The organism is Alkalihalobacillus sp. FSL W8-0930 (genome assembly GCA_037965595.1).
Taxonomy (GTDB): Bacteria; Bacillota; Bacilli; order Bacillales; family Bacillaceae_D; genus Alkalicoccobacillus.
In genome coordinates this window covers 3,716,372-3,734,731 of the sequence record CP150183.1, presented here as the reverse complement: position 1 = coordinate 3,734,731, position 18,360 = coordinate 3,716,372, and the positions used below count along the sequence as shown (strand labels likewise).

The window sequence follows — 18,360 nt, the reverse complement described above, 5'->3', positions numbered from 1 at the left end:
CTTTTATGCTACATTTAAATAAAATGACTAGTAAAAGAGGCTAGAACGATGAGTTCCCAATTAACTGCCTACATTGCCTTGTTCAGTACATCCGGAGTGATTAACCTTTATGTATGTATGTACGTTTTTTTCAGACGTCATCAATATACGAATATTGCGTACTACTTTATGTTGTATACGATTACAATCTCAATTTACTGCTTTGGTTCCGCTCTTGGCTTAACTGCTAATTCTCTAGAAGCCCTTAAATTTTGGAATGCCATTCTCTATATTGGCATGCCTGCATCCGCTACACTCGGTTTGCTATTTGCCATGAAATATTTAGGAATGAACATCAAAGCAGCTTGGGCGTTACCGCTTCTTTCTATATCTATAATCACGTTTATCATGGTTGCCACAAATGACTTTCATCACTTACACTACCTTGTCTTTGAAATCGACCCTGTTTTAGGTGCACCCTTTGTTTTTCAAGAAATTGGCCCATGGTACATCGTGCATGGCATTGTTACGTTCTCCAGTATGTTTGTCGCGTTTCTGCTCATGTTATCTAGGTGGAGGGAAACGGCAAAGGTATATCGGGCACAGCTTTTATTTTTACTGATTGGACAGTTTATCCCGATGTTCACGGCCTTTATTTATTTATTGGGGTTAACTCCACCAGGTATTGATCCTGTACCGATGGTTTTATGGTTTACGTCCTTGTTATATGTATGGTCTATTAATACCACAAGAATGTTTGCTGTTGTACCGATTGCCAAGGATGCGATCTTTAATAGTATCAATGATGGAGTTGTAGTACTGGATGATACACATCAATTAATTGAATTTAACCAAGCTTTTAAGGGGATGTTCCCTGCTATTCATCGTTCAATGTATGGGATGGAATTTAATGAGGTTTGGCAAGAGTTAGTGAATGAACCATTTCCACTTGCGTTAGATGCAAGTTCTGTATCGAGTGAAGTTAACCTAGAATCATTTCCTATCCCTTATATATACCAAATACGAATGCTACCACTACAGCATGCAAACAATCAAAAAGGCATGCTACTCATTTTTACGGAAATAAGTGAATTAAAACGACTACAGCGTGAGCTTGAAAATCGTGCATATCACGATGAACTGACACAGCTATACAATCGAAGAGCCTTTTTTGAAAAAGGAGAGTTGGACTTAATTTTAGCAAAAGAAGACGAGCTCCCGTATTCAATGATTTTATTTGACGTCGATCATTTCAAAAAGGTAAATGATACCTTTGGACACGACGTAGGAGACCTGCTGCTTAAACATGTTGCCGATGTCTGCAAGTCTCAGCTTGAGAAACCCAGCTTATTTGCCCGTTATGGTGGCGAGGAATTTGTGATTGGATTAAAAGGGAAAACAGGGTCTGAAGCAGAGAAAGTGGCCAACCGTCTTCGTCTAAAATTGGAGTCTACCCCACTAGTTCTCCCAGATCAATCCATCACTGTGACCGTGAGCAGTGGCGTGGCCGAAGCACAATCCCATACAGAAGAAACCCTGCATCAACTTCTTAAGAAAAGCGATGAAGCCCTGTATCTTGCGAAAAGGCAAGGACGTAATCAGGTGCAGATGTATAGTGAGGATGTAGGGTAGGAGTGTAGGTTTTCTTACTATCAAACATGAGGTGATGGCATGCAGTTTAAGAATGTAGAAGAAGCATTGGCCAGTTACGATATAAAAGTTAAGAAAACAAACATACTCACAGAACGCGCAACGCAGATAGCGACGGATAAAGATGAGTTATTTGTGCTTAAGCAAAAAGAAAGTCCTAAAGCCTTTCAAAGGGAGCACGAACTTTTAAAGCATTTGAATACAAAAGGACTTTCAGTTCAACATCCAGTTTCCAATCAAAATGAACAGTTTCTTGTGTCTCATCAAAATAAGTATTATGTGATGTACTCGTACATTGAAGGTGAGACATTTAGCGCAGTTGAATGTATTCAGGATCCCGTAGCGCCCACTGCACTTGGTTCTACTCTTGCTAAAATGCACCAATCCTTGCATTCTTACGAGACGAGTGAAGCATGGAAGCACACGGATCTTTACCAGATGGTTTATGAGTACGCTGTAAGTGGAATAGTCACGGGGGTGTGTTCTTGGAGACTTGGACCAATCTATGCCCATCTTGAAGAAAGGATAAAGAGGTTCTCTGATACATTGCCGAAACAACTTATTCATCGGGACGCTCACATTCATAACATACTCTTCCATGAAAATGATTTGGCTGGGGTTATTGATTTTGATCTCGCAGAAGTGAATCATACATTGTTTGATCTATGTTATTGTGCAACAAGTGTGTTAAGTGAGGTTTATGACAAAGGTGAGCTAAGAGATGCATGGCCAACCTTTGTTCAACGATTAGTGGAAGCATATGATAATGGATAGACACTTTCAAAATTAGAGCGTTCAGCGGTATGGTGTATGATGCTTATCATTCAAACCATTTTTATGGCATTTTTTCGTAAAGATCAGGCTTTATATGAAATGAACGAAGCAATGTTTTTATGGATCTATGATCATCAAAGTGAACTCAGTTTCAATGAACCTTTTTGAGTTGGACCATTCGTACTACATAAGAAATAAGTGGACATAATACGTACCAAAGAGAAGTAAAGGAGGATTTTATTTTGCAGTGCCAATCAAATACTGAATTAGAATCGCTTGTTGAGGAAGCTAAACAACAAGCAAAATACGGGAAAATTGCTGATTACATACCGGCACTCGCGCTGGCAGATGAAGATAAACTTTCGGTTGCCTTATATTATCCCGACGGTCGCTGTTATTCAGCGGGAGACATCGATGAGAATTTTACATTACAAAGTATCTCAAAGGTACTTTCTCTTGCGCTTGCCTTAATGGATCGCGGGGAGGAGTATGTGTTTGATCACGTGGGGCAGGAACCAACGGGTGATCCGTTTAATTCGATTGCGAAGCTTGAAACAAATAAGCCCTCAAAGCCGTTAAATCCAATGATCAATGCAGGCGCACTCGCAATTACTCATATGATTAAAGGGGATTCGGTTGACGATCGCTTGCAGCGACTGCTTGCCTTTATCCGAAGGCTATCTGGAAATAAGTCAATCACATACAACCATATCATTGCACAGTCTGAGCTTGAGACAGGTCATCTTAATCGTTCACTTTGTTATTTTATGAAGCAGCACGGTGTCATTAATGAGCCTGTTGAAGAGTTAATGGATTTGTACACGAAGCAGTGTGCGATTGAAATGAACTGTTTAGATTTAGCCAGAATCGGTTGTGTGCTTGCAATGGATGGGGCAGATCCTGTGTCAGGAGAGCAAATCATTCCCTGGGATATCGCGCGTATTTGTAAGACATTTATGGTTACATGCGGAATGTATAATGCATCTGGTGAGTTTGCGATTAAAGTGGGAATCCCCGCAAAAAGTGGTGTTGCAGGCGGAATCATGGGTTCCATTCCGAAAAAATGTGGCATCGCGATCTGTGGTCCATCACTTGATGATAAAGGAAATAGTATTGCAGGGTTAAGACTTCTTGAGATGATGTCGAAGAATTATTCGTTGAGTATGTTTTAAGGGAAAAGGTGAAAGAGGCTGGGACATAACTAAATATCAATTTGAAAAGGCGAATGATTCGATTGCAGAATCATTCGCCTTTCATGATTTGATTTGAACAAGCGGAGGAAGAACCCGAGACTCCTACGGAAAAGAACGTGGTGAAGACACTGTAGCGGCGCTTTTCCCGCGAAAGGGGCTGAGGCCGTTCTTGTGGGTGCGAGGGATTCTTCTGTAGCGGGTTTAGTGCTAGCTTCGTGTTTTGCTCGCTGCATTAATGTTATGTCCCGCCCCCTTTTTCGTTACTTTGATTGATTACATTCTTTAATAAACTGCTCGAGTGCTTCGTTTGCTTCTTTTGATGGCTGGAAATTAACGAGTGCACGAAGAGGCATGTATTTAAGCATTTCGCTCATCATATCAGATCCGCCTTCTTCATTTTTTCCTTCTGATTCCTCATCCGGAGTGAGGGGACTCTCACTAAATTGTCTCTCGAGAAATTGATTCAGCTTTTCTGCATGTTCGGATTGCATCAGATCACCGATTGTTGAGTTTCGAGTCACTTCAAATGTGGTTGGTTCGGAAGAGGTAACAGAAATCGTTTCTGTAAGTACAATATCCGCAGAAGAAGGGCCCACTCTTAATTCGAATTCTCCGCTTTCTATTGACCAGTCCTCTTTGTCCGTATTGTAGTAGGCAAAGGCACGACGATCTAATTCAAGGTGAACCTCTTTAGTTTCGCCTGGTTCAAGCTCGACCTTATCAAATGCTTTCAGTTCTTTTTCTGGACGAGCAACAGATGAAAGCTTGTCGTGTACATATAATTGAACGATTTCCTTCCCTTTTACGGAGCCTGTGTTTTTAACTTGGATCGTCACCTTCACCTTTTCTGATTCATTTAGATTACGGTTAGATACAGTCATGTCTTCATAAGAAAATGTTGTATAGCTTAATCCGTGACCAAACGGGAACAGTGGTTTGACCTTTTTCGTGTCATAGTAGCGATAGCCAACGAAAATTCCTTCGCGGTACTCGACGCGGTCACCTTCTCCCGGGAAATAAAGGTAGGACGGGTTATCCTCAACTCTTACAGGGAAGGTCTCAGCTAACTTACCGGAAGGAGATTCAACGCCATATAAGATATCCGCAACAGCACCACCACCTGCTTGTCCACCGAGGTATCCTTCAATAATGGATGGCACATCATCGACCCAAGGCATTTCTACAGGCGAGCCATTGCTTAGGATAACAATTGTGTTTGGCTGTGCATCTAAAACAGAGCGGATTAAGGCTTCGTGGTTAGTTGGGAGAGACATATGATCTCGATCAAATCCCTCAGACTCATAGCGATCCGGCAAGCCAACAAACAAAACAGCTACCTCGGAATCACGTGCACACTTTGTTGCCTCGTGGATCAACTGATCATCTACCTTATCCTTTTCTAGGTCATAGCCTTGTGCATAAGAGACCGAATCTGCATAACGCGCGAGCTCATCATAGGCATTATCTAGCTGATACGGATTAATGTGAGAGCTTCCTCCGCCTTGATATCGAGGCTTTTTAGCGAGCTCACCGATTACAGCAACACGCTGACTTTTTTGAAGAGGAAGCAGCTGACTTTCATTTTTCAGAAGCACAACAGCCTCTCTGGCAACCTTTCGTGCAAGCTGATGCTGTGCATCCATATCAACATCTGCTAGAGCTTCTTGAGAAAATGACTTCTCAACCAACTCTAAAATGCGAGTGACTGCTTGATCAAGAGCTTTTTCGTTGAGCTCGCCTTGCTCAATCGCATCAAGGATTTTCTGTGTTCCAACACCGTTCGATGTCGGCATCTCTAGATCCATCCCAGCTCCTACACCAGCTGCACGTTCGTTCACAGCTCCCCAGTCAGATACAACAAGGCCATTAAATCCCCATTCATCACGAAGGATCGTTGTTAACAAACGCTTATGCTCTGAGGCATATTCTCCGTTAACCAGATTATAAGAGCACATAACGGTCCACGGCTGTGCTTCTTTTACAGCACCCTCAAAGCTAGCTAAATAGATCTCGCGCAGTGTTCGTTCATCAACGATCGCATCAACACTCATGCGTCGGTGTTCCTGGTTATTCACAGCGAAGTGCTTAAGCGAAGCACCAACGCCCGCGCTTTGTACCCCTTTAATATGAGCTGCAGCGAGCTGCGCAGACGCATACGGATCCTCTGAAAAGTATTCAAAGTTACGACCACATAGCGGCGAACGCTTAATATTTGCACCTGGTCCTAGAAGAACAGCCACCTCTTCCTTACGAGCTTCCTTACCTAAAGCGACACCCACATCATAAATCAGATCACGATTCCATGTTGAGGCAAGGCCTACGGCTGAAGGAAAGCAAGTAGCAGGTACACTTTCATTTAGACCTAGATGGTCAGATTCACCTGCCTGCTTACGTAAACCGTGTGGACCATCCGTCATCATGATAGACGGGATGCCTACTCGCTCAACTGCTTGGGTTGTCCAGAAATCCTTTCCGCTACATAACTCTGCTTTTTCTTCTATTGTTAGTTCATTTAACCACTGGTTTACTTGATCACTCATCATTCATCCTCCTTATGTATCTAACGTAGGTATTTCCGTTTTTCGCGGATTGAAAACCTTGAGTGAGAATTAAATATAGAGATAACTGTTAATTGATAAATTTAATATTTTTTTGTTTAATATACAAAAAAAGGTTTATAAAAGAGGTTCCTGGGAACAAGGTAAGTACTAAGCCAAAAGAGGTGTGAACGAATGCAGAAGAGACCTAGCGACAATTCTCTTTTTAAAAGTGTAGTTGGAGCAATTGCTACATTTTTACTTGTGCAAATCATTTTTCTTTTAATTCATTTCACAACTTGGGAACCGAATCGAAGAGAAAGTGAGAATGTAGTGAACAATCTAATGGGGCTGTTACCAGAGGGACTTTTCACTGAATTTCTGGCGCCATATCGGATGTTTGAATTGAATGCCATTACTTTTCTAATGGCAGGTGCGATGATCATCGTTATTCTTTTTCAATCTCTTTCTAGACTTATGACTAAATCTTAATCCATTTAAAGGAGGGAACACATTGTCAATCTTAGAGGTGAAAAACCTAAGTAAACAGTATCATGACTCATCCTTTGCCCTAAAAGACGTCTCATTCACGATCCCTTATGGAAAGATTGTTGGCTTCATAGGCGAAAATGGAGCTGGTAAATCAACGACAATGGGGGCCATTCTCGGAACGTTGCAGAAGGACGATGGATCCATTCATATTTTTGGAGAAGAGTTAACTTCAGATCATACGCAAATTCGAGAGGATATCGGTTTTGTTTTTGACGATATGAATCTCCCGAAAGATCTTACGATATCAAGACTAGGAAGTGTGTTTGAGGAGATTTATCAAAGGTGGGATCAGAAAAAGTTTGAAGAATATGTTACCTTATTTTCGTTACCAGATAAGAAGAAACTAAGCAGTTTTTCAAGAGGTATGTCAATGAAATTAGCCATTGCTGTAGCCCTCTCTCATCATGCAAAGCTACTAATATTAGATGAGGCAACCGGGGGCCTTGATCCATCAGGTAGAGATGAGGTGTTGACGGTTCTAAAGGACTTTGTATCAGAGGACAAACGAGGAATCCTGCTGTCTTCACATATTACTAGCGATATTGAGAAAATAGCAGATGCACTTATTTTTATTAAAAATGGAGAGATCGTACTGGAAGTATCTAAATCAGAATTAAAATCAATGTATGCCATTTTAGAATGTTTGCCAGAAAAATTGAATCAGATTGATGAGCGCTTTATTCTAGCAAAGCGTGAAAGTGAAAACGGTTGGGATGTATTAGTTACTGATGAGTCAAAAATCGAACAAACGATAAAAAGGAAGCCATATTCGATTGATGACATGACTCTATTACTCATGCGAGGTGATAAATAATGAAAGGATTAATGTTAAATCAATGGTACTCCGTAAATAAAAGCTTTTGGGGATACTTGGTTCTCAGTGTTGTCATTATGGGTGTTCTCCTTATTGCTCAACAAGATATGTTGTTAACGGTCGCGACATTTATTCCCATTATCTTTATGGTCACACCTGCTTTTGAAGTCTTGAAAAATGAAACCATGTCCGGATGGAATAAGTTTGTTTTAGCACTTCCTTTAAAGCGGAGTCAAATTGTTCGGAGTCACTTTTTATTCTTTGTGATGTTAATGTTCGTAGGAATCATCATTTCGGTTGGTGTGTTTGTTGTAGCGGAATTCATCTCTGAAGGCATATGGACAAATGCAGTGACGAACTCTATCTTAAATGGAATTGGATTAGCCCTCATTTTAGGATTAGTGGCTTATCCTCTAACTTATCACTTAGGCACAGAAAAATCAGACATGGTTCTGATGCTTAGTGTGTTAGTAGCAATTGGATCTTACTTCCTTGGCAGCTTCATTTTTAATTGGGTGTTTAACAATTATACAATTGCACCTCTACAAAATCTGGATCTTGATTTTCTTTTTTCTGCAGCATTTGCTCTTGTGAGTTTCGTTCTCTTTTTTCTCTCTTATGTAATAACGAATCAAATCTATAGAAAAAAGGAATTCTAAATACGTCAGGAACAGCAGACTCAAAAGTGGGTCTGCTTTATTTTTGTAGATGAACAGTATCCTTTTAGATACAATGCCACCCATAAGTGCGTACTTACATTAAGTGGGCTTCCTCTTTATACTAATGGTAGAGGTGATTAGATGGAGAAGTATCGGATAAATCCTAACAAGTTTGAGTTTGGTATCTATACATTAGGGGATCACTTAGCGAATCCTTGGACAGGTGAGCGAATCCCTGTACAGCAGCGACTGCAGGAAATCATTAAATTGGCTCAGCTCGCTGAGCAGGCGGGGCTTGATTTCTTTAGCGTCGGCGAAAGTCATCAGGAATTTTTTGCGACACAGGCTCATGCAGTTGTGCTATCAGCGATTGCGCAGGCAACGGAAAAGATTAAGGTTGCAAGTAGCTCAACAATCATTAGTACGTCAGATCCTGTGAGAGTGTACGAGAATTTTTCTACGATTGACTTGTTGTCAGGTGGGCGTGCAGAGATCGTTGCAGGGCGTGCTTCACGTGTTGGCTTGTACGAACTGCTTGGGTATGACCTACACAACTATGAAGAACTATTTGAAGAGAAGTTTGATTTGCTACGGAAGATTAATGAGGAAGAGGTCGTCAATTGGAGTGGACAGTTTCGTAAGCCGCTTCGGAATGCAGAGGTGCTTCCACGTCCAGCAAGTGGTCGCCTGCCAATCTGGCGTGCAGTAGGGGGAACACCAACCAGTGCTATTAAAGCGGGTTATGCAGGGGTTCCAATGTTCTTAGCTCATTTAGGTGGACCGGTCGAAGCGTTCAAGCGCACGGTGGATGCATACCGTATGGCTGCAACTGAGGGTGGACATGATCCGGCAGAACTACCAGTTTCGACAGCAGGTTTCTTCTACGCAGCAGAGACGACGCAACAGGCAATCGATGAGTATTATCCTCATATTAATGAAGGAATGAAGCGTACCAATGGTCAAGGGTTCCCTCGCTTTCAGTTTGAGCAGGGTGCTGATCCACATAATGTGATGAACGTGGGAAGTCCTGATCAAATTATTGAGAAGATCCTTTACCAACGCGAAGTATTTGGTCATCAGCGCTACGTGGCACAAATGGACTTTGGTGGGGTACCTTTTGAAAAGCTCGAGAAAAATATTGAGATCATCGCAACAAAAATCTTACCTGCTGTTCGTAAATATACGGCAGAATAAAATAAAGCGCAGGACCCTATAAAGAGGGCAGCCTGCGTTTTTTTCATGCATTATAATTCTTCACCATTTGTCGCGATGACTTTTTTGTACCACTCGAAGGAGTCCTTCTTCGAGCGTTTCATGGATCCGTTACCTTCATTGTCACGATCAACGTGAATCATACCATAACGTTTTTTCATTTCACCCGTTGTGAAAGAGACAATATCGATGATCCCCCATGGCGTATAACCCATTAGGTCAACGCCATCGTAGGTGACAGCTTTCATCAGCTCTTCAATATGATCGTGTAGGTATTGGATACGCTGTGGATCGTGGATGGATCCATCTTCTTCAATATGATCGACTGCACCAAAGCCATTTTCAACAATGAACAAAGGAATCTGGTAGCGATCATAAAAGCGATTCAATGTGTAACGTAAACCAACTGGGTCAATGCTCCATCCCCAATCACTTGCTTTGATATACGGATTGTCTACACTGTTTGCTAATCCGCCATTTACAACAAGCGAGTGACTTGCTTCTTTATCAGCTTTCACTGTTGTTGACATATAGTAGCTAAATCCAAGGTAGTCAACCGTACCATTACGTAGAATTTCTTCATCGCCCTCTAAGAACTCGATGTTAAAGCCTTCGCGTTCAAACTCCTTTAAGACATAGTTCGGGTAGACACCACGAACATGTACATCTGGGAAGAAGTAGCGCTCTCTCATTAATTCTTCAGCGAGCATAATGTCATCTGGATTCGAAGAGAATGGATACACAGGAACGTGAGAGACCATGGCTCCAATTTGGAAATCAGGGTTGATTTCTTTTCCTTTGATCACAGCTAGGGCACTAGAGATTAACTCATGATGTCCTGCTTGATACATCACTTCACGTGCATTTCCGCCTTCCTCTACAACTACACCAGAGTTTGTCCAGAGGAATAATGGATTTTCCGCATCCATCTTATTGTTGATTTCATTAAACGTCATCCAGTACTTCACTTTATCTTTGTAGCGAGTAAAACAAACCTCTGCAAACTTCACAAAGAAGTCGACTACTTTACGGTTGCGGAACCCACCGTATTCTCTCGCAAGATGTAGTGGCATTTCAAAATGTGATAGTGTGATCACGGGCTCGATGCCGTGCGAAATCAGTTCATCAAACAGGTCATCATAAAATTGTAGACCGGCTTCATTTGGTTCTGCCTCATCACCTTTTGGAAAGATACGGCTCCAGCCAATTGAGGTACGAAGGCATTTTAATCCCATCTCAGCAAATAGTGCAACGTCTTCTTTATAGCGATTGTAAAAATCGATCGCTTCGTGGTTTGGATAAAAAGAATTTGCTTCCACCGTTTCAGTTACACGTCTTGGAACCCCGTGGGCACCCGCTGTCAGAACGTCTACTACGCTTGGGCCTTTCCCGTCTTGATTCCATCCACCTTCAAATTGATGGGCAGCGAGTGCGCCGCCCCATAAAAAGTCCTTCGGTAATTGTTTCATTGTATTTCCTCCTTTATTTTACTGCAGTTATTAATGCTTGTCCGACAGAACTGTTTGTTCCTTCTTCGATCATAACCTCTGAAAAATCACCTGTGTTTGTTACGATAATTGGAGTAATTGTCTCAATACCACGCTGGATAATGGCTTCTTGATCAAACTCCATTAACAAATCACCTTTTTTAAATTTATCTCCTTCTTTAACTGAAAGAGTAAATGGTGCGCCGTCTAATTTCACTGTGTCTAAACCAACGTGAATTAGCAATTCAACTCCTGTAGTAGAACGAATTCCAATCGCATGCTTGGTTGGTGCAACCATCACAACACTTCCATCAAATGGACCGTGCAGCTTGCCTTCAGATGGCTGGATGGCTACACCTTTACCCATTGCGCCTGATGCAAAGACATCATCAGGAACTTCGCTTAGCTTAAGGATTGTTCCGTTCATTGGAGCAGCAACTGTTTCTTCATTTGCGCTCGTTGTGTTCTCTGTTTTTGGAGTAGCTTCTGCTTTCTTTTCATCTGTTGCTTGTTTGGCTGTATCTTCACCAAATCCAAAAATCTGAACAAGTACAACAGGTAGGATAATTGCAATGGCCGAACCGATGACAATTCCCCAAACAGATGTTGGGTTATCAGCGTTTATTCCATTCACAATGGTAAGTGGACCCGGGAGCCCAGCATAGGCGTAGTAATACGGGTTAAAGAAACTCGCAACAATCGCTCCAACAGCACCAGAGATACACCCAAAAATAAATGGCTTTTTAAAGCGTAATGTGACCCCGTAAATCGCAGGCTCTGTGATACCAAACAATCCAGTTGTCCCAGCAGAGATCCCAACTTTTTTCGTTTCCTTGCTTTTTGCTTTCAAAATGACACCAAGTACCGCTCCGATTTGAGCAATAACAGCGATCGTTTGATAGGCCTGGAATGAATCTTGTCCATACTGTTCGTAGTTTGCAAGAATCATTGGTGTGATACCCCAGTGAACGCCAAAGATAACGATGACTTGCCATAATGAACCAATGATCGTAGCAGCTAGGATTGGTGCATTTTCAGCTAAGAAGTTGTAGCCGTTTGCAATTCCATTTGCACCTAGCGTAGTGATTGGTCCGATTGCTACAAGCGTAAGCGGAACCATAACAACTAAACAAATAAGTGGTACAAATAATGGTCGAACGACCTCATGAATTCTCTTATTTAAGAATCTCTCAAGATAGGATAAGAACCATACTAGAAACAGTGGTGGAAGAACGGATGAAGTATACACGGTCTCTGATAGATTTAAGTTTAAAAAGGTAATAACTTCACCATCTGCAATGCGTGCAGCCATAGCAGCCCAGTCCGGACTTACTAACGCAGCACACGCTGCAACAGCGATAAACATGTTTGTTTTAAAATGTTTAGATGCTGTTATCGCAATGAAAATCGGTAAGAACGTAAATGGTGCCCAAGAAATGAAGCTAAACACCTGATATGTTCCTGTTTCTAAAAACGCAGGGAAGATTAACGTAAGTAAAATTAAAAGACCTTGAAGAATCCCTGCTGCAGCCAAGATATAGATAAATGGTGCAAAAACAGCTGACATCGTTGCAATAATTCGATTCATAATTGAACCTTTTTGAACAGGTTCGTCTCCTTCACTTGATGTATCAACATTGACTAATCCAGCAAAGTGATCGTAAACCTCTCCAACGTGTTGTCCAATAACAACCTGGAACTGTCCATTATTTTCAACAACGGTAATAACTCCTGGTAAGGAGGATACTGCATCCTTAGCAGCAGGCTTAGAACGTCTTAATACAATCCGAAGACGGGTGGCACAACGCGTAACGCCAACAACATTCTCGTCTCCTCCTACAGCTTCTAATATATCTTTCGCCAATTGAGGATAATTTCTAACAGATTTGCTCATCTCATACACTCCTTTATTCTGTTGTACGCTTACATTATAATTGTTACGTACTAATTTATCAATAACCTAATAATAAATTTATTTATACACTATTTTTCAAGAAGAGCTACTGTTCATGATGTGGTATCATTTATCCAAGAGACTAATTCGTAAAAAAGAGGAATGTATATGTTAAAGTACGAAGAAATCGCGCAGAAGATCGAACAGACCATTGTAGATAAAAAATATGAACAAGGGAAAAAGCTACCTGTACTCGAGCATTTGATGACCGAATTTCAAGCGAGTAAAAGTACGGTGATGAAAGCAGTTAGTTTACTCGAGAAAAAAGGACTCATCTATCAAGTAAGGGGAAGTGGAATTTTTGTAAGAAAGCAAAAGCGAAATGGCTATATTCGCTTCTCTAATCAAGGGTTTAGTGGAGAACTGCGTCGTTTTAACATAACGGCTAAGGTGCTTGAATTAGATGTGCGGAAACCAACAGAAGAAGTGGCGGAGAATCTGAATATCGATTTAACAGAAGACGTCTATTACGTAAAGCGTGTACGCTACATTAGTGGTCAGACACTTTGCCTAGAGGAGTCATATTACAATAAATCAATTGTTACGTATTTGAATCAGGAGATTGTAGAGGGTTCGATCTTTGATTACATCTCCGAGGGGTTAGGTCAGAAGATTGGGTTCTCGGACATGTACATGCACATTAATAAGCTGAAGAGGGAAGAGGCAGAGCTATTGGAGCTTAAAGTGGGCGATCCTAAACTATTTGTGGAGACGATATTCTACCTAAATAATGCCCAACCATTTGACTACTCAAAAGTAACGTATAACTACGAGCAATCCCAATTCTTTTTCCAATCAACTGGATACTCTTCTTAGGTAAGGAGGCCGGGACATAACATTAAAATAAAAAAAGAAATGACGAATGATTTGACTATTTAATCATTCGTCATTTCTTTTTTTTGGAAAAACGAGCGTAAGGAGAACCCGAGACCCCTACGGAACAGAACGTGGTGAAGACACTGTAGCGGTGCTTTTTCCGTGGAGGGGACTGAGGCCGTTCTTGTGGGTGCGAGGGATTCTCCTGTAGCGGATATATTGCTATGTTCATGTTTTATTCGCTGCTTTAACGTTATGTCCGCTCTCTTTTGTTAACGGACACACACCGCAATATTCTTTTTTGCCAACTAAATAGTACATGCAGCATGTACGTCTTGTGTTAAATGATGTATCTAGATGCAAGTAGGATGAAAGTGGATTTACCTCCAACCCGAAAAGGTCTCCGGTTGCTTGTTTTAAAAAGGAAAAGTCTCTTTTGATCAGGTCCTGTTGTTCATTACTAAGGTCTTCTTGAAGAAGTACGCGGTAAAAAGAGTTCATACGAACGGCAACATTCTCCCACAGTATAGAAGAAGAGACCTTTGCTGTTTGCTGCAGCATTGAGATCACGGATGTTATGTGAGAGGTGAACAATGGTCGCAGACTACGGTCTAACCACTCTTCGCGAGTGCCAAAAGTCCACTCATTCCAAACCACTTGTTTTCGATCAACAAACAGTTTGCGATCTTCTCCAACATAGCAGCTTGAAAGTGGAAGTGTAACATGTCTATTCTTGGAACCCATTTGATAAAGTACAGCGGCAATCGTTATTCGCGCATACTGCTTCATAAATAGCGAAGCTGTGATTCTAATATTTGGTGCATGAATCTTCTTCATATAGCTTTGAAGAAAATCCATACACCTCTCTTCATGAACTAAGTATTGAGAGGGTATCGATTGCTGGTCTTCTATTCTATCTACAGGGCGTATTCCTAACCCTATTAACTCTTCTTTCAATAATTCATTCATAGAATCAAATCACCTTCCAAATCATCGCTACTTTTCATTATTTGCGAAGAATTGAAGGTTGAACATGGACAATTCCGTGTTCTCGCTGAACATTTAAGAGGAAGTAACGAGCATCTGATGCACTTTTTCTAAAAATAGCTTGTTTGAAAGTGAATTATAGCTTGTATATAAATGATTACTCTTCATAATCGAGTAGCATTGCTGATTCTGTACGGCCTGTAGAGCACTCCAACGATGGTCTTGCTCTAAGCCATGTAATTGCGTGCGCAGAGCCTGTTTACTCGGGAGCTTGTTATGACTACGATAAATGGTTAAAAGAATATAGTCTGGGTCTATCTGATGAATCTCATCTAAAGTAGTCTCCTTTACATGCTGAATATCCTCAACCCCTGGAGGCATAGCAATCCCTAGATCATGATAAAGAACCGTTCCTAGATTTCGTTTCCCATAGATACATAGTGAATCTCCACCAAGTCCGATGACTAATAGATTCTTGCTACCAATTGAATGATTTACTTTCGTTTTTATGACGTCTACTCTTGTTTCATATTCTTCTAGAAAAAGCTTTGCTTCAGCCTCTTTGTTTACTAAGCGCGCAATGGTATGTAAATGGCTTTGCCAGCTATCTTGGTGTGACAGGCTAACCGTAGGGGCTATGGTGTAATAAAGCTTTTCGTTATGATTTGATTCTGTATTTTGAGTTTGAGTTGAACAACGAACAATCAAATCCGGATTTGCGGCAAGCAATTTGTCTATACTGGGCTGATGATTCCCTAGAGTGATGGCATGCTCAAAGGTTTCCGATAACGGAAAGGCGGAATGACTCATCGCTGCATATGGCTCAACACCAAGCGCCAGGGTGTGACCTGTTACCAGGTGGTTGAGTGAAGCTAACCGAATTACATTCTTATGTTTGTTGATATAGACCGAGGGCGAGTACCCCTCCTTCGCTTTAAATCGTCTGCTAAAATAAAATTCATCGTTATACCCTACGCTTTTTGCGATGGTACGGATCGTTTCGTCTGATTGGAGTAGCTTCTGTTTTGCATGAAGAAGGCGTACTTCATTTACATATTCAATTGGTGTCTGTTGATAATACGATTTAAAGGTGCGTGAGTAATAATCCGTATTCAGTCCTGTTAACTCAGCCAGCTGCTCACGTGTTAAATCTGTATGATAATGGTCATCTATATAGTTTTTACTTTTTTGAATCAATTGCTTTACCGTTAGGGTTGCATTGGTTGTTAATTCAGTTAAAAGTGAGTGGATCCACTTTTGGAATAAAAGGTTCGCTTTCAATTGGTCCTGCTGTTGGAGTTCTAGAATACCACGGGCAGTCGTAACGAATGAATGAGCGGATTGATGAGAATCAAGTAAGGTTGGTAGTTTGAGAGAGGTTGCTTTGTAGATCCCGTTTCCTTGGTCTAATAGGGAACTAAACGATAAGAAATATCCTCTTAAGCCTTTATCAAATGTAATAATCTTTTTCTGCTTTACGTTTGCTGGAATAAAAATGAGCGAGTTCTGTTTTACTTCCTGTACAAGCCCGTTTATACAAAAAGATCCATCAGATTGATCAATATATAGCAATCCATGCTGATATACTTCGAGGTTAATGTTTGTTTCTGTTTGTATGTAATGAAGGTATTCGAGTTTGTAGAGATACGAGAATAGCGCTTTCTCATCTGCCAATTGAGACCTCTCCTTTTTCATTCATATCTGAAATGTCCATCTGGAAACCAGTTCATCCATGGACGATTAATCTTTGATTCTATATAGTATTATAAGTGCAGATGATTATCAATATCAATTAGAGTTGAGGGTGGATAAAATGAAAGGGAAAAGTCTGATTACGTTGTTCGCAAGTATCGTTTTGTTTCTAACTGCGTGCGGAGAATCCACAACGGATCAAGAGATAAACGAAGAGTCAGGAGAATCAGTTAACGAACAACAGACTACAACGATTGAGCATTTGAATGGGGAAATGACATTTGAAGAAGTGCCAGAGGATATTGTCGTTCTTGATGTTCAATTCTTGGATCATTTATTGGCTTTAGATAAACAGCCAGTAGGAACCGTATATGCGAGTACAGACCAGGCACTTCCTGAATACCTTGAGGACTTACCTGGAGACCCAACGCTACTTGGAACATATGAAGAACCAAATGTTGAACAAATTCTTTCATTAACACCCGATTTAATTATTGCAACAGATGCTCATGAAGGGATTCAAGACCAATTAGAAAGTATTGCTCCTACGCTTATATTTGATCGGATGGAAGATTGGAAAACGATTCAACTAAAGATGGGAGATATTTTAGGGAAAAGAGATCAAGCAGAGGGAATCATCGCAGATTACAATGAGAAGGTTGGTGCATTAAAAGAAGAACTATCTGAGACGATGTCCGATGAAACAGTTGCTTTGATTCGTCCAAGAGATGACATGATTCGTTTGCATACAACCGATCACCGAACTTCGGAAATTCTTTATGATGATTTAGGATTAAAAGCGCCAGAGCTTGCTGAGGGTCATACAGAAACAAGTTCGATGATCTCAATTGAAATACTACCTGAAGTAGATGCAGATCACTTCTTCTTGCTGCAGGATGCGACAAATACGGAGCTAACCAAAGAGTTTATGGAAACCGCCGTGTGGCAGGGATTAAAACCCGTTAAAGAAGATCAAGTGTATGAAAAAGATACAGCGCTATGGGTAGGTTACTACTCGCCGCTTGCTTTAAATATTGTGGTTGATCAAGTAGCAGAAGAATTGATTAAAGCGGAATAAGACAGGCATCCTAGCGATGCCTGTTTTTTATTTTAATGTGGATTCATCAAGTTTCAGCAGAAAAATGACTCGTTGTTATGAAAACGGTAACATGATATAGTTAAGATATGTCATTTTTGTTGATTCATCGCTTGGTGCCAATGTATAAGATATAGTGTTATTGAGAAACTACATGGTTGTAGGTCACAATTATGCTGTACAAAGGATGTGGAGTCTAGCGATGGAAACGATTGTACTAATTGGAGGAGCAGGGACCGTCGGGCAAGCGCTCGCGAAAGGCCTTTCATCACTTTATAAGGTGATTATTTTGGATTTGAAGGATCCAAATCTGAACCATCCAACTATTCAATTTCGACAAACGAACGTATTAAATAAAAATGAATTTATTCAACATATACCATGTCATACGCTCGCTTTAATTAACCTTCTAAATGCAAATACTAAAAATAGTCTCGATGAAACGCGTTTTCATGAAATGACGGATATCTTTTTTCGTGCTAGCTATTATGTCTTTCAAGCGGCTGTTGAAAAAAAGGTCCCAAAAGTTATCTTTGCAAGTTCTAATCATGTAACCGATAGCTATGAAGAAGAGGGAATCTCACGTTTAAATAGAGAAATTACAACAGATGATGTCCCGAGTACAAAGGGTTTATATGGCTTATTAAAATTCGCAACAGAACAATTAGGCTTACTATTTTCAAATCAACAAAACCTTTCCGTTTTGAACATAAGAATTGGATCGTTTCCGAAAGATGCATCAAAGCAAGCCCTTATCCAGAACAAGCGACTGCAGCATACGTTATTAACAGAGCAGGACCTTGTCCAATTTTTTAAATTAGCACTTGAGTCGACGAGGGTATCAGGAACCTATTATGCAGTGTCAGATAATGAAGGTAAGCCATGGTCAACTGAGCGTGCACAGGAAGAGCTTCATTATCACTCTAAACGTAATGCACAGGATGTTTTAAGGGAGTAG

General features: G+C 40.8%; 15 protein-coding genes. 10 read left to right on the top strand and 5 right to left on the bottom strand.

Annotation, left to right across the window (positions count from 1 at the left end; all coding sequences use genetic code 11):
• The first annotated feature begins 48 nt into the window (after positions 1 to 48).
• The 3 genes from NSQ54_19235 to glsA all read left to right on the top strand — a co-directional run bounded on the left by NSQ54_19235 (position 49) and on the right by glsA (position 3,575).
• On the top strand, positions 49 to 1,611 hold the full coding sequence (locus NSQ54_19235; GenBank protein ID WYP26431.1) for a diguanylate cyclase: 1,563 nt from the start codon (positions 49 to 51) through the stop codon (positions 1,609 to 1,611).
• Between the two features lie 39 nt (positions 1,612 to 1,650).
• Positions 1,651 to 2,403, top strand: coding sequence for a phosphotransferase (locus tag NSQ54_19230; GenBank protein WYP26430.1), 753 nt, complete (start codon positions 1,651 to 1,653; stop codon positions 2,401 to 2,403).
• A 242-nt stretch (positions 2,404 to 2,645) separates the two neighbouring features.
• On the top strand, positions 2,646 to 3,575 hold the full coding sequence (glsA, locus tag NSQ54_19225; GenBank protein ID WYP26429.1) for a glutaminase A: 930 nt from the start codon (positions 2,646 to 2,648) through the stop codon (positions 3,573 to 3,575).
• Between the two features lie 281 nt (positions 3,576 to 3,856).
• Here the strand turns inward: glsA and NSQ54_19220 are convergent, their stop codons facing one another.
• Entirely contained in the window at positions 3,857 to 6,136 is a 2,280-nt protein-coding gene (locus NSQ54_19220; GenBank protein WYP26428.1) for a glycoside hydrolase family 3 C-terminal domain-containing protein, read from the bottom strand.
• Between the two features lie 192 nt (positions 6,137 to 6,328).
• Between NSQ54_19220 and NSQ54_19215 the strand changes: the two genes are divergently transcribed.
• The 4 genes from NSQ54_19215 to NSQ54_19200 all read left to right on the top strand — a co-directional run bounded on the left by NSQ54_19215 (position 6,329) and on the right by NSQ54_19200 (position 9,352).
• Complete coding sequence (locus tag NSQ54_19215; GenBank protein WYP26427.1) at positions 6,329 to 6,625, top strand: YfzA family protein; 297 nt, start codon at positions 6,329 to 6,331, stop codon at positions 6,623 to 6,625.
• 22 nt (positions 6,626 to 6,647) lie between these two features.
• Positions 6,648 to 7,499: an ABC transporter ATP-binding protein gene (locus NSQ54_19210; GenBank protein WYP26426.1), complete on the top strand. Its 852-nt coding sequence runs from the start codon at positions 6,648 to 6,650 to the stop codon at positions 7,497 to 7,499.
• Entirely contained in the window at positions 7,499 to 8,158 is a 660-nt protein-coding gene (locus NSQ54_19205; protein WYP26425.1) for an ABC-2 transporter permease, read from the top strand. The genes NSQ54_19210 and NSQ54_19205 overlap by 1 nt, the downstream gene beginning before the upstream one ends.
• A gap of 141 nt (positions 8,159 to 8,299) precedes the next feature.
• The gene (locus NSQ54_19200) at positions 8,300 to 9,352 is read left to right on the top strand and encodes an LLM class flavin-dependent oxidoreductase (protein ID WYP26424.1); all 1,053 of its coding nucleotides are present in this window, start codon (positions 8,300 to 8,302) and stop codon (positions 9,350 to 9,352) included.
• Between the two features lie 50 nt (positions 9,353 to 9,402).
• On the opposite strand, the gene bglA is transcribed toward NSQ54_19200, so the two are convergent.
• Both bglA and NSQ54_19190 read right to left on the bottom strand, forming a co-directional pair.
• Positions 9,403 to 10,839 carry a 6-phospho-beta-glucosidase BglA gene (gene bglA / locus NSQ54_19195; GenBank protein WYP26423.1) on the bottom strand — a complete coding sequence of 479 codons (1,437 nt, stop codon included), beginning with the start codon at positions 10,837 to 10,839 and terminating at the stop codon, positions 9,403 to 9,405.
• A gap of 13 nt (positions 10,840 to 10,852) precedes the next feature.
• Complete coding sequence (locus tag NSQ54_19190; protein WYP26422.1) at positions 10,853 to 12,751, bottom strand: beta-glucoside-specific PTS transporter subunit IIABC; 1,899 nt, start codon at positions 12,749 to 12,751, stop codon at positions 10,853 to 10,855.
• Between the two features lie 168 nt (positions 12,752 to 12,919).
• On the opposite strand from NSQ54_19190, the gene NSQ54_19185 reads away from it, so the two are divergent.
• Positions 12,920 to 13,627, top strand: a complete 708-nt coding sequence (locus tag NSQ54_19185) for a GntR family transcriptional regulator (GenBank protein WYP26421.1) — start codon at positions 12,920 to 12,922, stop codon at positions 13,625 to 13,627.
• Between the two features lie 228 nt (positions 13,628 to 13,855).
• On the opposite strand, the gene NSQ54_19180 is transcribed toward NSQ54_19185, so the two are convergent.
• Positions 13,856 to 14,596, bottom strand: coding sequence for an IucA/IucC family C-terminal-domain containing protein (locus tag NSQ54_19180; protein WYP26420.1), 741 nt, complete (start codon positions 14,594 to 14,596; stop codon positions 13,856 to 13,858).
• 93 nt (positions 14,597 to 14,689) lie between these two features.
• Positions 14,690 to 16,288 (bottom strand): helix-turn-helix domain-containing protein, encoded by a 1,599-nt coding sequence (locus NSQ54_19175; GenBank protein ID WYP26419.1) that lies wholly within the window; start codon positions 16,286 to 16,288, stop codon positions 14,690 to 14,692.
• A 139-nt stretch (positions 16,289 to 16,427) separates the two neighbouring features.
• Here NSQ54_19175 and NSQ54_19170 point away from each other — a divergent pair, with 139 nt between their 5' ends.
• Positions 16,428 to 17,384, top strand: coding sequence for an iron-siderophore ABC transporter substrate-binding protein (locus tag NSQ54_19170; GenBank protein ID WYP26418.1), 957 nt, complete (start codon positions 16,428 to 16,430; stop codon positions 17,382 to 17,384).
• 220 nt (positions 17,385 to 17,604) lie between these two features.
• Positions 17,605 to 18,360 (top strand): NAD(P)-dependent oxidoreductase, encoded by a 756-nt coding sequence (locus tag NSQ54_19165; GenBank protein ID WYP26417.1) that lies wholly within the window; start codon positions 17,605 to 17,607, stop codon positions 18,358 to 18,360.